General features: G+C 56.4%; 16 protein-coding genes and 1 riboswitch. Of the genes, 6 read left to right on the forward strand and 10 right to left on the reverse strand.

Annotated features, from left to right (window positions below):
• Positions 1 to 6 precede the first annotated feature (6 nt).
• From PK28_RS15005 to ruvB, 5 genes are all read right to left on the reverse strand, one after another.
• Positions 7 to 537 carry a GNAT family N-acetyltransferase gene (locus PK28_RS15005; RefSeq protein WP_044515204.1) on the reverse strand — a complete coding sequence of 177 codons (531 nt, stop codon included), beginning with the start codon at positions 535 to 537 and terminating at the stop codon, positions 7 to 9.
• 16 nt (positions 538 to 553) lie between these two features.
• Positions 554 to 958, reverse strand: coding sequence for a DoxX family protein (locus tag PK28_RS15010; RefSeq protein ID WP_082017144.1), 405 nt, complete (start codon positions 956 to 958; stop codon positions 554 to 556).
• Positions 959 to 1,022: 64 nt separating this feature from the next.
• Positions 1,023 to 1,652, reverse strand: coding sequence for a DUF4386 domain-containing protein (locus tag PK28_RS15015; protein WP_231576180.1), 630 nt, complete (start codon positions 1,650 to 1,652; stop codon positions 1,023 to 1,025).
• Positions 1,653 to 1,902: 250 nt separating this feature from the next.
• The gene (locus tag PK28_RS15020) at positions 1,903 to 2,460 is read right to left on the reverse strand and encodes a YdcF family protein (RefSeq protein WP_044515209.1); all 558 of its coding nucleotides are present in this window, start codon (positions 2,458 to 2,460) and stop codon (positions 1,903 to 1,905) included.
• A gap of 123 nt (positions 2,461 to 2,583) precedes the next feature.
• Positions 2,584 to 3,630: a Holliday junction branch migration DNA helicase RuvB gene (gene ruvB / locus PK28_RS15025; RefSeq protein WP_044515211.1), complete on the reverse strand. Its 1,047-nt coding sequence runs from the start codon at positions 3,628 to 3,630 to the stop codon at positions 2,584 to 2,586.
• A 548-nt stretch (positions 3,631 to 4,178) separates the two neighbouring features.
• Between ruvB and PK28_RS15030 the strand changes: the two genes are divergently transcribed.
• A complete protein-coding gene (locus PK28_RS15030; protein ID WP_044515214.1) occupies positions 4,179 to 5,165 on the forward strand; it encodes a hypothetical protein in 987 nt (328 codons plus the stop codon).
• A gap of 159 nt (positions 5,166 to 5,324) precedes the next feature.
• On the opposite strand, the gene PK28_RS15035 is transcribed toward PK28_RS15030, so the two are convergent.
• Complete coding sequence (locus PK28_RS15035; protein WP_044515217.1) at positions 5,325 to 5,627, reverse strand: HIRAN domain-containing protein; 303 nt, start codon at positions 5,625 to 5,627, stop codon at positions 5,325 to 5,327.
• A gap of 143 nt (positions 5,628 to 5,770) precedes the next feature.
• On the opposite strand from PK28_RS15035, the gene PK28_RS15040 reads away from it, so the two are divergent.
• The 3 genes from PK28_RS15040 (at position 5,771) to PK28_RS15050 (ending at position 7,029) form a co-directional block, all read left to right on the forward strand.
• A complete protein-coding gene (locus PK28_RS15040) occupies positions 5,771 to 6,232 on the forward strand; it encodes a DUF4268 domain-containing protein (RefSeq protein WP_044515219.1) in 462 nt (153 codons plus the stop codon).
• 71 nt (positions 6,233 to 6,303) lie between these two features.
• Positions 6,304 to 6,534, forward strand: a complete 231-nt coding sequence (locus tag PK28_RS15045) for a hypothetical protein (protein WP_044515221.1) — start codon at positions 6,304 to 6,306, stop codon at positions 6,532 to 6,534.
• A gap of 132 nt (positions 6,535 to 6,666) precedes the next feature.
• Positions 6,667 to 7,029: a hypothetical protein gene (locus PK28_RS15050; RefSeq protein ID WP_044515222.1), complete on the forward strand. Its 363-nt coding sequence runs from the start codon at positions 6,667 to 6,669 to the stop codon at positions 7,027 to 7,029.
• 74 nt (positions 7,030 to 7,103) lie between these two features.
• Here the strand turns inward: PK28_RS15050 and PK28_RS15055 are convergent, their stop codons facing one another.
• Positions 7,104 to 8,336: an acyl-CoA dehydrogenase family protein gene (locus tag PK28_RS15055; RefSeq protein ID WP_044515225.1), complete on the reverse strand. Its 1,233-nt coding sequence runs from the start codon at positions 8,334 to 8,336 to the stop codon at positions 7,104 to 7,106.
• A 202-nt stretch (positions 8,337 to 8,538) separates the two neighbouring features.
• Between PK28_RS15055 and PK28_RS15060 the strand changes: the two genes are divergently transcribed.
• Complete coding sequence (locus PK28_RS15060; protein ID WP_044515227.1) at positions 8,539 to 10,275, forward strand: APC family permease; 1,737 nt, start codon at positions 8,539 to 8,541, stop codon at positions 10,273 to 10,275.
• Positions 10,276 to 10,434: 159 nt separating this feature from the next.
• Here the strand turns inward: PK28_RS15060 and PK28_RS15065 are convergent, their stop codons facing one another.
• The gene (locus PK28_RS15065) at positions 10,435 to 12,873 is read right to left on the reverse strand and encodes a TonB-dependent receptor (RefSeq protein ID WP_048826120.1); all 2,439 of its coding nucleotides are present in this window, start codon (positions 12,871 to 12,873) and stop codon (positions 10,435 to 10,437) included.
• Between the two features lie 59 nt (positions 12,874 to 12,932).
• A riboswitch (TPP riboswitch) is annotated at positions 12,933 to 13,040 on the reverse strand.
• Between the two features lie 207 nt (positions 13,041 to 13,247).
• Between PK28_RS15065 and PK28_RS15070 the strand changes: the two genes are divergently transcribed.
• Positions 13,248 to 13,493 (forward strand): hypothetical protein, encoded by a 246-nt coding sequence (locus PK28_RS15070; protein WP_044515229.1) that lies wholly within the window; start codon positions 13,248 to 13,250, stop codon positions 13,491 to 13,493.
• A gap of 112 nt (positions 13,494 to 13,605) precedes the next feature.
• On the opposite strand, the gene PK28_RS15075 is transcribed toward PK28_RS15070, so the two are convergent.
• Both PK28_RS15075 and PK28_RS15080 read right to left on the reverse strand, forming a co-directional pair.
• A complete protein-coding gene (locus tag PK28_RS15075; RefSeq protein ID WP_044515230.1) occupies positions 13,606 to 14,037 on the reverse strand; it encodes a GNAT family N-acetyltransferase in 432 nt (143 codons plus the stop codon).
• Entirely contained in the window at positions 14,030 to 14,902 is an 873-nt protein-coding gene (locus PK28_RS15080; RefSeq protein WP_044515231.1) for an aldose 1-epimerase family protein, read from the reverse strand. Before PK28_RS15080 ends, PK28_RS15075 begins: the two co-directional genes overlap by 8 nt.
• Position 14,903: the final 1 nt, after the last annotated feature.

Genomic DNA, 14,903 nt, shown 5'->3' on the forward strand with positions numbered 1-14,903 from the left:
GAAGGCTCAGGCCAGCGGCAACCGGAATCCGAAAACCGGCAGATTTCCTTGTAGGAAGTCCAGCTCTTCGGCCCTTTTGAAGCCCATGGCCTCGTACATTTTCCAGGCCACTTGCATAGCCTGGGTGCTATGTAAAATCAGTTGGGCTTTTTGCTGCTTTTTGGCCTGACTGATACATTCTTCCGTCAGCTGGCGGCCCACGCCTTGCCCCTGGGCCCAGGGCGCCACGGCCAGCAGCCGACAACCAGCGCCATCCTGCTCCCCGGCCGCAATGCCCAGCGGACTGTAGTAACGCATATCGCCTACGTACACCACCGTTCCAGCAATGCGCTTCTCTCCTTCCGCTTGGGCGACGAACAACACAGCACCGGGCTTCTGCGTGATGTCGCCAATATTGGCCAGAAAAGCATAATAGTCAGGTTGCTCCGCTGGCTGCGGGAAGCCCTCCAGCTGTGCGTACACCTCTACCAATAACTGCCCTATCTCCGCAAACTCATGGGGTGTGGCATTCCGGATAGTATAGGCTTGTTTGTTCATGAGTTACTGGGTGGGGTTATAGGGTGGCCGGGTGCTTTTCAGCCGTGGCGGCCAACACCCACAGCACTATAATCAGCAGGAAGCTGTACTCACTGCCGCCGGTGCCATGCTCGCCCACAAACCAGCCCAGCGAAGCATGAATGAGCACAATGCCTATTAGCAGCATCATTATAAAGCCCGCCGACAAGGACCGCACGAAATAGCCCAATGCCAGCAGCACGCTCCCCCCCAATTCGAAAGCCGTAATGCCCCACACCATGGGGAGGCCGTACACCAGGCCCTTAGCATTCAGGAAGTCGCCGAACTGGCCGATGGTGCCATTGGACACCCGAACCGCGGCGTGCGCAAAAAATATAAACGCCGTGGCCACGCGCAGCACCACCAGTGTTTGGGCTAAAGGAAGAAACGGGAACGGCCGCATGGTATCTGGGTTAGTAGCGGCGGCGAATATATACGGATATACCGCTACGCGGCCATACTATACCCTACCAGCGGCTGGCTTTTTCCTGCCACTTCGCTATGTCTATCCCTTTAATTAGGAGCCACAGGGAAAAGATGAGTTCGGCCACGAAGGGCGGCAGCAGGATGAAGGGAAATAGCCGGGAGGCGAGAGAAGGGTCCAAAATCAGCGCAACGCTATTTATTAAATAACATGCGCCGGCTATCTGCATCAGACTGCCGATGAACCGTGGAAGAAAGCCGGAATTGCGAATCAGGTACCCATTCAGCAGGCACGTAAACCCGAAAAAAATCAGGCCAATACCAAAGCCGTAATCATGGGCTTTGATGGAGGTGTAGGCCAGCGCCTGCAATTGCTGCGGGCTGAACGCCTTTAGATAAGCCGCGTTGCCCAGGAAAAATAACGGGACCAGCAGGGTGATTTTATTGGCGACCAACACGGCGGTCTGAATCAGGTTGAAGAGCAGCGCCATTAAGGCCAGCTTTTTATTTACCGTTCGCAGCAGCAGGTAAAACACCAGCATCACTAGGATGTCTAACAGGTGCATCAGCAGGTCGCCGGCAATGCCAGCGCGCCATAACCCCTCAGATGCTATAAGATTGTGGGCCGTAGCCGCCGCATCACCGGAAACGATGATTTTACCCCGGATGAACATCTCCCCGCATAGGCCGGCAATGATGATGAGCAGGTAGGCGGCGCCGGCGAGGCGGGTATATGGCTGGGGTGTAGTTTCAACCTGCTGCGTAACCGTTTGCACTGGCATAGGCTTTGGGAGGATGCTATAGTTTAATATTCGCGCCAATCTATATAAATAATAATGCACTGACTGCTGCCTATTTACACTTTCCTAGAATAACATCAAGGCATATGCTTTTTAAACCTCCGTTCCTTCATAAAGCCAAGCATTATTCAGCATAATAAGCGGCAAATTCTCTAAGAATGGAATAGATATCCCTTAATTCAAAATACTTAGGGCTTACCCCATATACATTCTGAAAACCACGCTTCTTAAAAAGCATCTTAGTTCTGGTAATATGGAAGTACTGAGAAACGATAAGCAAGCTTTTGTAATGAAGACTATCATTTAGCCTGAGCGTATTCTCTACTGTCGCAATTGTGTTATCACCTTTATTATCAACGAATATCCTTTCGCTCGGCACACCAGATTTCAATAAATATGCTTTCATTTTATCTCCTTCATAAAACCCTTCTTTGCCAAGGCCTCCACTAACTATTAAGCTTTTGACTCTTCCGCTTTGGTAGAGCTGCAATCCGCATCTTAGCCTTTGGAGTAGTCTTAGAGAAAGGGAGCCATCTTCATTCACCTTGCTGCCTAATATCACCGCTACATCAGCAGATTTTCCTGAGTCAGATAAGCCATCAACTGTCGAGTAAATTATATGAAGTACTATCCACAGGAATAAAATTGAAAGGATGGCTTTTATAGTTCGGTGCAGATTCATAGAATAGCTACTTGCTTATTTATTCTTTCCTCATCAACAGTTGCTGAGACCAGCAAAAAAGCGGCGGAAAGCCCACACAAGGTGCTGCTTCCCGCCGCTTTCTGCACAAGAGTAGCTAAAACCCTAACTAAACAACTCCCCCGTGGCCGTATTCCCACGCAAATGCTGCGGCATGGTGCGGCCCAGGTGTTGGTAAGCGGCCTCAGTGGCTTCGCGGCCGCGGGGGGTGCGCTTGATGTAGCCTTCCTGGATGAGGAATGGCTCGTACACTTCCTCAATGGTTTCGGCTTCGTCGCCGCAGGCGGTGGCAATGGTGCTCAGGCCCACGGGGCCACCCTTGAACTTGTCGATGATGGTGAGCAGGATACGCTTGTCCATATCATCGAGGCCGCGGGCGTCTACGTCCAGCGCGCCGAGGGCGAAGTGGGCAATGGCCTGCGTGATGGTGCCGTCGCCTTTCATCTGGGCGAAGTCGCGGGTACGGCGCAGCAGGTTGTTGGCAATACGCGGCGTACCGCGCGAGCGGCGCGCAATTTCGTAGGCCGCATCCTCATGAATGGGCGTATTCAGGATTTCGGCGGAGCGCTGCACAATGCTGGTGAGCAGTTTGGCATCGTAGTACTCCAGGCGGGAGTTGATACCAAAGCGCGCCCGCAGCGGCGAGGTAAGCAGACCGGAACGGGTGGTAGCCCCGATGAGCGTGAACGGTGACAACGAAATCTGCACGGAGCGCGCATTCGGGCCCGAATCGAGCATGATGTCGATGCGGTAGTCCTCCATAGCCGAGTACAGGTACTCTTCCACCACGGGGTTCAGGCGGTGAATTTCGTCGATGAACAGCACATCGTGCGGCTCCAGGTTGGTGAGCAGGCCGGCCAGGTCGGAGGGCTTGTCCAGCACGGGGCCGCTGGTCATTTTAATGCCGGAGCCCAGCTCGTTGGAGATAATGTGCGAGAGGGTGGTTTTGCCCAGGCCGGGAGGGCCGTGCAGCAGCACGTGGTCGAGGGCCTCACCGCGCTGCTTAGCTGCGCCCACGAATACCTTCAGGTTTTCCACCACTTTATCCTGGCCCGCAAAGTCAGCAAAGCTTAAGGGCCGCAGGGCTTTATCAATGTCTTTTTCGGTGGCGTCCATATTGTCGGCGCCACCGGTCAGATAAGATTCACGCATATGCAAAAGAAGCGGAAAGTTGAGTGGCAAGATAACACCTGAGGCCGGGGAAATGTGCCCAGGTTTAGCAAATTTTTTAGCAAAAAGTTGCTAGGAGGCCTATATTTTACCAATTAAATTAGCAATTAACAGAAATGATCTGTTTCGGAATTTGATGGCCGTCATGCAAAGCGCCAGCGAAGCATCTCGCGTGCTGATGTTGTTGAGAAAGGCAGGTGATGCAGAGCAAAAAGGCCGTCATACTGTGCGTAGCGGAAGCATCTCTACCGCCATGCCTGTCATCCTGAGCTTGCGAAGGACCTTATCACGGCTGAACGATAATCGTTGTAACGCCTCTTTCTCGCGTGATAAGGTCCTTCGCAAGCTCAGGATGACAGATAGGGTGGCAACATCAGCACGCGAGATGCCTCGGCTTTGCTCGACATGACGGTCTTATTTTGAGATATGGAAGTTCTGGTTTCAACCGGAATCCTTGCCAGTTCATACCGCCCCGACAAGGCGTAGATAGAACCGCAATGCCTTACTTTTGTGGCCTCTTCCCTTGCATCATGTATGATTTCACTCCCACGGGCGCTTCGCTCCAGCAGCTTCCTCCTCACGCTTTTTCGCAGCTTTCCCCCGCACTTTCCCTGCTGGGGATGGCCTGTAAGCAGCTATTTGCCACCGAAGCATCTCCCCTGCCCGGTGCCGTGACCAGCCTTACCCGATTGAATGCCGCAACGGTAGCGGAGCTGAATGCAATTCAATCTACCGAGGCACTGCAGGAGCTGTTAAATACCCGCCCATTGCAGCTGTATAACCTGGTGCTGGTGGGCCGCGCCGCTTTGCACAGCCCGCTGGCCGCGCCGGTACACCATTTTCTACGCCAACAAATGCAGGTGGAAGGCGAGCCGCTGACGGTGCTCTGGGACTATTGCCTGGGGCTGACGGCAGCCCTGGAAAACGCCCTGGAGCAGCTTATTGCCGGCCCCAGCGGTGCGGCCGCGCTGGCCCCGTTGCGCCACCGCCAGCAGCAGTTGCAACAGCTGTTTGATACACACAGCCCCAGCCTGGTACCGCCGGCTCCCGCCATTGTAACATTAGGGTTTGATGAGGCCCGACTGCAGATGCTTCGGCTGGCCTTGCTGCTGGTGCAGAGCCTGCCGCAAACGGAGGCCGAACATCCATTCCTGCAAGCGGTGGCCACGCTGCCGCACCTGCAGCCCACGGCGGTAGAGCCGCTTATGGCGCGCCTGGGCCATATTACGGCGGAAGAACGCCTACCTCTTTCCCTATCCGAACTGACCGTTTTATACCAGGCCATGCATGTCTGCGGGCTGGTATTTGTGTCGGATGTGCTTAGTAGCCTGGGGCTGGAAGGCGCCATGCCGATGCCCGAGGCAGGCGCCAATCCAGATGCCACGTCCGGCAGCAGCCGGCAGGCCGTGGGCGCGCTGGTGGCCAGCTTCACGCAATGGGTGCAACGCGAGTTTGGCGAGGAACCCGCCATTCAGCAGGCCCGCCAGGAAATATTTGGCCTGACGGAAACGCTTTAATTGAAGTTATTCAACAATCCTGTCATCCTGAGCCTGCGAAGGGCCTTGTCACATCAGCACGAGTCGTTGTTAAGCTGTTCATTCAGCGGTGAGAAGGTCCTTCGCAGGCTCAGGATGACAGGTGACACAAAAGCGAATTGCTCAATAGCTTCGTTGTTTTTACTGATTCAGCAGCACTTCAATCTCCAGGTGCAGCCAGTCGTCTTCCCAGGCTTTGTGCGTGAGGCGGGCGCTGAGGTGGAAGCCGGCATCGAGGAGGCGGGCAATGGTTTCGTTGCGGCCTTCGGGCAGGTAGCCCAGCCAGAACGGCGGCGTATCGGCGGTGAGTACGCGCACGGCCCAGTCGTCGTAGGCGCTGTCGGGCTCCCGCTGCAGGGTGAGGGCTTGGCCGATTTGTAGGCGGGGCTCATAGGCCGCCAGACCTTCGCGGTGGGTGGTGCCTGCAATCAGACATTCAAGCAAAACAAGGGCAGAAGCTGCGGCCATAAAGCGAATGTGACAACCAATGAAGGTGTAATAATAACACGCCGGCTGGTAAAACTGCCCATGTGCCCTGCTCCTCCTAAACCATAGTTTCCCGAACTCCGCTGGTATTTTTGATTTCTATGTACAGCAAAACCGAAGTAACCCAGCTACGCCAGGCCTTCTGGACCACGTTTGGGCAGTATATGCAGCCCGTGCCTTCGGCCGAAGGCCTGCCTGCCAACTGGATAAACTATAAAACCGGCCTTAAGCACGTGTACTTCCGCCTGCAGGCTGATGGCAAGCGGGCCAGTATCGGCATTGAACTCACGCACCCGGACGCGGAGTTGCGCGAGCTGTATTTTGAGCAGTTTAGGGCCCTAAAAACCATGCTGGAAGAAACCCTGGGCGAAACCTGGCAGTGGGAGGCTGATACACTGGATGCCAACGGCCAGCCTATCGGCCGCATTTACCAGGAGCTGGCGCCCGTAAACCTCTTCAACCGCGACGACTGGCCCCGGCTGATTTCGTTTTTCAAGCCGCGTTTAATTGCGCTGGATGAGTTCTGGAGCACCGGGCAGTATGCGTTTGATGAGCTGCGGTAAAAATCCCACAGTTTTTTACCTAGCTCACTTCATATTATATACTTTAACCGAAAGAAACCCAACTCTTTCCTATGAACTCATCTGCCCCGCTTGAAAAGCCAACCAAGAAAGTGCCTACCAAGGCTACCGTACTAATTGCTTTGCTGGCGTGGCTAACAGGCGTGGGTCTGTTTGCCTTTGCTACCGACTGGTTTCGACATTCTACCGCCAGTATTTATTTTATAATACTGTTTAGCCTGACGTTTGTCGTGCAGAAGTACCGCGCCTATTTGCTGGGCCGTAACACTTCCGGCGCTGCTTAATTTTCTGCGTTCTGCTTTTACATAAAAAAGGCCGCTTCCTCAGGAGCGGCCTTTTTATGTGCTGAATACCTAATCATACCATCACAAAGTACGGGCGACTACCGTGAGGAATATTATGCTTTTATTGACTTCATGAAAAAGCTATTCCCAGTTCTCGCCCTGTTGCTGGTAGCTGTTGGCTGCTGGGCTTTCTATCCGAAAAATGCGGCTGAGCCGGGCTACATGATGCTTACCTTAGAAGTGCCGGTTACGGGGCGGGCCACGCTGGTAACTATCTCGCCTACTGGGGAGCAGGCCAAGCTTACGCTCGACCGCAAACTGGACGGCCCGGCTCCCTATCAGGCCCAAACCCTGATAAAGCTGAATGAGCTGCGCGCCCAGGGCTGGGAGGTGGTGCAGATGCAGGCCGCCAACACCCCCGTGGCTAATACCAGAATTCCATCATTAGGTCCTGATATTATGATTTCCCAGACTTTTTTACTGTACAAGCCCTAGCAATACGTGCATTACTAGAATAGAAAACGGCCGCTCTGCTTCCAGAACGGCCGTTTTCTATGGGTAGCTACTGCTTATTTGAATGCCTGAATACCGGTAATATCGGCACCTGTAATCAACAGGTGGATATCGTGGGTGCCTTCGTAAGTCACTACTGACTCCAGGTTCATCATGTGGCGCATAATGGGGTACTCGCCGGTGATGCCCATGCCGCCGTGAATCTGGCGTGCTTCTCGGGCAATTTCCAGGGCAATTTCCACGGAGTTGCGCTTGGCCATCGAAATCTGGGCCGAGGTGGCTTTGCCTTCGTTTTTGAGCACGCCCAAACGCCACACCATCAGCTGGGCTTTGGTGATTTCCGTGAGCATTTCGGCCAGCTTTTTCTGCTGCAGCTGGAAGCCACCAATGGGCTTACCGAACTGGATGCGCTCCATGGAATACTTCAGCGCCGACTCATAGCAATCAATAGCCGCGCCAATGGCGCCCCAGGCAATGCCAAAGCGGGCGGAGTCCAGGCAACCCAGCGGGCCTTTAAGGCCGTCGATGTTGGGCAGCAGGTTCTCCTTGGGCACTTTCACGTCCTGGAACACCAGCTCGCCGGTGCAGGAAGCGCGCAGGCTCCATTTGTTGTGAATTTCGGGGGTGGTGAAGCCTTCCATGCCGCGCTCCACAATCAGGCCTTTGATGCGGCCATTCTCGTCCTTGGCCCACACCACGGCCACCTGGCACTCGGGGGAGTTGCTGATCCAGAGCTTGGCACCATTCAGCAGGTAATAATCCCCCATGTCCTTGATGTTGGTGGTCATGCCGCCGGGGTTGGAGCCGTGGTCGGGCTCGGTGAGGCCGAAGCAGCCCAGCCACTCGCCGGAGGCCAGCTTGGGCAGGTATTTCTTGCGCTGCTCCTCCGAGCCGTAGGCGTAAATGGGGTACATCACCAGAGAGCCCTGCACCGAGGCGGTGGAGCGCATGCCGGAGTCGCCGCGCTCAATTTCCTGCATAATCAGGCCGTAGCTGATATAGTCCAGGCCGCCGCCGCCGTACTCCACGGGAATAGTGGGGCCGAATGCACCAGCCTCGCCAAACTTGCGCACGATTTCCGAGGGGAAGTGCGCGTCCTGCGCCCATTTCTCAATGTTAGGGCTGATTTCCTTCTTCACGAAGTCGCGGATGCTCTGGCGGATGAGCTTGTGCTCCTCGGTCAGCAGACCGTCGAGGTCGAAGTAATCAGTGAAGCCGGCGGCGTTGGTAGAGCCGTGATGATTCGAGGCTTTGGCCTTGGGGGAAAGAACGTCAGCTTGCGAAGACATAATGCGTAGATGGGTGGGAATGTGTAGCCCAAAGATAGGGATTCTGAGATGGTGAACAGGCACTTGGCCGGCTTGGTTCGGGCGGCTGGCCACGGGGCAACCCCATCAAAACCGACCGGATTTCCTGGCTCCCGTATGTACTCCAGCAGATTTTACCGTAAACTTCCTCCCAGAATAATTCTACCCATTCTTTTTCCCCACCATGAGCCACCCTAAAAAGCTGAGCGAGCTGGAAGCCACTGCCATCTGCGGCAACGATATTTCCTCCTCCTGCCTGTACGTGTCGGCGCTGGCCATTGCCTATGCCGGCCAGTATGCCTTTGTGGCTTTGCTCCTGGTAGGAGCCGTGCTGTTTCTGTTCCGCAAAATTTATGGCGAGGTAGTAGGGGCGCTACCCTTGAATGGCGGCGCCTACAACGTGCTGCTGAACACCACCAGCAAGCGCAACGCCGCCCTGGCCGCCTGCCTCACTATTCTGTCCTACATGGCCACGGCCGTTATTTCAGCCTCCGAGGCCATGCACTACCTGCACACGCTCTGGCACGGCCTGCCCATTATTACGGCTACGATGGGGCTGCTGGGGCTGTTTTTGGTGCTTACCCTGCTGGGCATGTCGGAGTCGGCAAAGGTGGCCGTCATCATCTTTCTCACCCACATAGCTACGCTCAGCATCCTGGTGTTGGTGGCTATATGGTACCTGTTCTCGCACGGCGCGGACGCCCTCTCGCTAAACTTTCATGTGCCGCTGAAAGGCAGTCTGACTACAGCTCTGTTCTTTGGCTTTAGCGCAGCCATGCTGGGTATTTCGGGTTTCGAAAGCTCCGCCAACTTTGTGGAAGAGCAGGCCCCCGGCGTGTTTGCCAAAACCCTGCGCAACATGTGGGTGGTGGTGAGCTTTTTTAACCCGGTTATTGCCTTTCTGGCCATTGCCGCCCTGCCGCTCACCGAGGTAGGCGCCCATACGGAAACCCTGCTCTCCCACCTGGGCGATACCACCGGGGGCCGCTGGCTGGGCGTTCTGATTTCTGTTGATGCTGTGGCGGTGCTGAGCGGCGCCGTGCTCACCTCCTTTGTGGGCGTAAGCGGCCTGATGAAGCGCATGACCCTGGACCGGATTCTGCCGCAGTTCTTTCTCAAAGAAAACCGCCGCAACAGCAACTATATCATCCTCATCACCTTCTTCCTGCTCTGCATATCCGTTTTGCTGATTACCAACGGCGAGTTGGGCCCCCTGGCGGGTGTGTATACTATTTCCTTCCTGTCGGTAATGGCCTTCTTTGCCCTGGGCAACTTTCTGCTGAAGAGCAAGCGGCCCCAGCTGCCCCGCCCCGTATACGCCAGCATTCTAACGGTACTCCTGGCCCTGGCAGGCGTTATTATTGCGCTCTACGGCAACATTAAAATACACCCCGATTACCTGGTGGTTTTTCTGCAGTATTTTATCCCAGCTATGGCGCTGGTGTATATCATGCTCAACCGCATTGCAATTCTGAACCTGGTATTGGCCGCGGCTAAATCCATAGCCGAGCATTCGCCCCGCATATCGCGCCTGGCCCGGCTGTCTATCCGCCGCATGCTGCGGGAGTTGAATAATCAGGAATTCGTGTTTTTCACGAAGGGCGACAACGTGGAAAACCTGAACAAAGTACTGGCCTACGTGCAGGAAAACGAGTTTACGCACCGCCTCAAAATCGTAACCCTGTTGCAGAAGGGCGAAAGTGTCCCCCCGGAGCTTCTCACGGATGTCCGGGTACTGGACCGCGCCTACGGCGACATTGACATCGACTTTGTGTGCCGTGAAGGCCACTTTGGCCCCGCCCTGATAGACGAATTATCCCGGGAGTGGAATATTCCCAAAAACTTCATGTTCATCGGCTCACCCGGCGACCGGTTCCCCTATCATATTTCCGAGCTGGGCGGCGTGCGGCTGATTATTTGAATCAAGCACACTACCGATTGGACGGATGCTGAACGAATTGGACTACTTCCAATCCCACGCCAGACAACAAAAAAGCCTCGCGGTCTGCGAGGCTTTTTTGTTGCATTTAATCTTCCACAAAATCCGTGAAATCTGCTCAACATCCGTCCAATCGTTGGTTTAGAAGCGCAGGTTCAGGGAAGCCAATAAATTGCGCGGAGCCTGCGGGTAATGGTAGGTGAAGTACTGGGCGCCGCCGGAAATATAGCCGTAAGTGTAGCCGTTGTTCTCGTATTCCGTGCTCAGCAGGTTATTCACCTGCAGGGCCAGCTCTACCTCCCGCACGCCCAGTTTGGTGGGCGCCCAGAGGTAGCGCACGCGGGCATCGTTCACGAAATAAGCCTCGATGCTGCGGTCTTTCGTGCTGGTGTTGTCGAGGTACTGGCGGCTCACGTATTTGCTGAGCAGGGTCAGCTTGAGGCCGGCCACCGGCTCATACTCAAAGGTATTGGCCGCTACTACGGCTGGCGAGTAGGAAATATCGGTGGTTTTGAAGGCTGTGCCCTGCTCGCCGCCGTTGTCGTAGTCGGCCAGGTAATCGGTGTAGTTCCTGATTTTGTTGCGGCTGAAGGTGGTATTGGCGCTCCACAGCAGCTGGGGCAGCAGGTGCGTGGCCGCCACCAGCTCCAGCCCGGTGCGGTAAGAGTCGCGCACATTGGTGTGAATGGGGTTGCCCACATCATCCAGCTTGCCGGAAAGCACCAGCTGATTGCGGTACTGCATCAGGTAGTAGTTAGCCGACCATTGCACCTGGCCCGTGGTGCGGCGCACGCCAATTTCCGTGTTATAGAGCTTCTCGGAGGTAGGCCGCCGCTCGGCGGGGGTATCAGTGTAGTCGGTGCGGGTGGGCTCGCGCTGCGCCACGGCGAAGGAGCCGTAGGCGTTCAGCCCTTCGCGCAGCTGGTACGTGAGGCCGGCTTTGGGATTGAAGAAGTTGAAGCGCACCGCCTGCTGGCTTTTGCTGCCCGCAGTATTTGGCCCAAAAAAGGCGTAGTACACGTGGCGGAACTGCAAATCGGCAAAGGAGCTCAGTTTATCTGTCAGGTCGAAGTTGGCGCGGCCGTACACGTTTACATCGGTTTTGTGCGCCAGCGGCTCATCGTTATAGCGGGTGCCCGACTCTGGAATATTCTGCCCGTACTGGGCCCAGGTCAACTCATCAAAATGCTGGCCGCGGTAGCCAATAGCTGCCCCGCCCAGCGTGGCTTCCGTCAGGTGCCCGGCCGCCGGCCGCCATTGCAGCGCGTAGGTAGCGCCGTATAAATCCGTTTTCAGCCACCGCCGCCGAATCACGTCCGTGCTGGTAATAGTATCCAGGGAGCCCGCCGCGTTGGGTACATACACTGGCCCGGCCCCAATGCCGTATTTGGCGAAATCCTGGCCTACTTTGTATTCCTCATAATAGCCGCCGCCGCGCGTCCAGAATGGGGTTACGCTCAGATTAAGGCCCGGTGTGAGCTGGTGCGAAACCAGCAGCTGGTAGTAATCCTGCTGATAGTTGTCCGTCTGGTTTTTATAGGCGGGCAGGTGCTGGCCGTAGTCGGTGCCGGCTTCGTTGTAGCGGCGGTTTTTGTGCAGCAGCGAGTCGGCCAAGCCGTACCAGGCCTGGCCGGTTTTCTCGAAGCCAGTAAGCACCATAGCCCGCAGCAGCGTGTTTTTGCCGGAATACGTGCCTGCTACATACAAGGAGCGTAGCCGCGAAGACGAGTTATCAACGTAGCCTTCTGACTGCAGCCGGGAAGCCCGTGCATCCAGCGTAAAATGTCCGTTGATGAGGCCTGTACCGGCCGCTACCGTGCTTTTCCAGGTGCCGTAAGAGCCTGCTGAGTTGTTTACCTCGGCATAAGGCTGCGTACGTAGGCCCAGGGTTTCTATGTTCACGCTGGCGCCGAAAGCGCCGGAGCCATTGGTGCTGGTGCCCACGCCCCGCTGCACCTGAATGCTCTGTACCGAAGAGGCCAGATCCGGTATATCCGTAAAAAATACCCCGTGCGACTCCGCCTCATTCACGGGCACGCCGTTCAGCGTTACGTTGATGCGGGTGCCATCGGTGCCGCGCACGCGCAGGCTGGTATAGCCCACGCCGGTACCGGCATCAGACGTAGTTACTACGGAAGGAGTTTGATCCAGCAAGTAAGGCAGGTCCTGGCCGAAGTTGCGGGCCTGCAGCTGCTCCCGGCTGACGTTGGTATAGGTAGTGGCTGTTTTCTCGTTGGCGCGGGTAGCCGTAACTACGGCTTCGCCCGTCACTACATCGGCCGGCAGCAGGGCCAGACGTACTTCCTGCGGCGTGGCGCGGCCCTGCACGCTGCGTACCAGCGGCTGGTAGCCTACAAAAGTGATGCGCAGTTCGTGCGGGCCGGCGGGCACGGCCGGGAGCAGAAAGCGGCCCGTGGCATCAGCGGCGGCGCTGGTGGCCTGGCCATCCAGCAGAATGGTGGCGCCGGGCAGCCCGGCGCCCGTGCGGGCATCGGCTACGGAGCCGGACACGGGACCTTGCGCCCATGCCGTACCGGTTAGCGCCAGAAGCGCCGCGCCGGTCATCAGAAAATTTTTCAAGGATGAAAAAAGAAATAGTGGAACGGACCGGATGCCAGGGGTCGGCACCTAACGGTTTTTCGCTCGCGGATCGTTTGTTCCCTTCGCCGGCATTACCCGGGCAGGTTCAATGGGTATGATCTCAGCCCCGCTGCCACTCCCGGCATGGGGCACCCCTAAACTGTGAGGCAAAACTAGAGCGCCCGGCGCCGAGTTCCAAACCCGCAGAACACAAAGCACGCATCGGCTTTACTTTCGCCTGAAAATCAAGTAACTTAAGGTAGAAAGAACGGGCAGATACAAAATACGGGCAAGCGAGAACCAGGCAATAGGCGAGTTCGTTAGCGTAGTAAAAGCTCTGGTCTTTTTGTGCGTTACACCTAAGTCTCCCCGCCATGATCAGCCTTGTCTATACGCTCGTGGTACTCGGTATTCTGGCTTACTTTATGGTGATGCCACGCCGCCGGTTTCAGCGCCCCCCCTTTCCCGATAACGACGACGACGGGGGCGAACCACTGGACGATGGTTTACCGGACCTGGACCTCCCGCCCGGCATTACCCGCCCCATCAATGATTGGGAACCCGACTATAACCGCCGGCCCCGCACCCCGGTGCGCCCCAATCAACCCATGATTATTTGACGGCAGCAATACTGTTGGCTTTCCTGACTTTCTGCTACAGCCTTACCGGCTGCCTTAGACAGCATACGGCTCTTAGGAGCCGTTTTTCATTTCTGCTTTCCGCTGAAAACTGCTACAGACTACGCTCCATGCGGGAATAGGCCACCGGCCCTTTATGGAAAACACCGCCAGCCGCCTGCATTCCAAACCGCTGATAAAACGGTAGCGCCGCCAGCCGCGCATCGCACCACAGCTGCCTGGCCCCGGCAGACCGGGCCGCCACTATAGCGTGTTGCAGAAGCTGGCTGCCAATGCCTCGCTTTTGATATGCGGGATGGGTAGCAAACTTGCGGAAGCGCGCTTCCGGGCCGGAAACGAAAAGAGAAATAACGGCCACCAATTCACCCGCGGGCAGAAAAGCGCCGAAGTGCTGTCCTGCGGCATCATCGGGTAAAGCAACGTAGGCTGGCAGCTTATCGGGCCAGAGTACCGCATGGCGCAAGGCATACGTCTCAGAAGCATTTACCTGGCGGATGCCGACCTCAACCGCTTCTGACTTATTCAACTGTGATGCTGTACGAGGTAACGAACTCCTGCCCGGGGCCCAGCGTGAGAAGTCCTTCTTTATCGGCTAACTCGCCGGAGTCGCCTACGGAGCTGGCAATGCCGTGCCAGGGCTCAATACATACAAAAGGCGCTCCGGCCTGCTTGGTCCACAACCCCAGGTAGGGAAACCCATCAAAGCGCAAGCGCACCGCCCGTTCTGAGCGGCGGCTGCGCAGGGCTAGGTGCGTGAAATCGAAATGCTTCAGCACCACGGCATCCTGCTCAAACAGCGTATAGCTGAGGGGCAACTGCTGTTGCTGATTTAGCAGCGGTTCCGTTTTCCCATTCAGCAAGCCATCTTCCAACAAGTGCCTCTCCAGCGTAACGGGGTGGTCGAACTCAAAATAATAATCTTCAAACTTCACTTCGGGCAGTAGCGGGCAGCGGAACGCCGGGTGCGCGCCAATGCTGAAAAGCAGCTCGCCGCGGCCGGGGTTGTGCACTTCCCAACCAATAGTGAGCATGGGGCCGGCCAGCCGGTAGCTGATGATGAGTCGGAAATCGAAAGGATAGCGGGCCAGCGTGGCTTCGTTGGGGCGCAGATCCAGCACCAGCTCGGCGGCTGTTTGGCGCACCAGAGTAAACTCCTGGTCGCGGGCGAAGCCGTGCTGGGGCAGCTGGTAGCTTTGGCCCTGGTAGGTGTAGGTATCCTGCGGGAGGCGGCCCACGATGGGGAACAGCACCGGCGCGTGGCGCGCCCAGATGGCGGCATCGGCGGGCCAGATGTATTCCAGGTTATCGAGGTCTTTGCGGATAAAGCTACTGAGCTCGGCGCCGTGGGCTTGCACGGTTACGCGGCTCAGCTCGTTTTCGAGAATATACATC

Origin of the sequence: Hymenobacter sp. DG25B, assembly GCF_000801315.1 — a bacterium.
In the GTDB taxonomy this organism is placed as follows: Bacteria; Bacteroidota; Bacteroidia; order Cytophagales; family Hymenobacteraceae; genus Hymenobacter.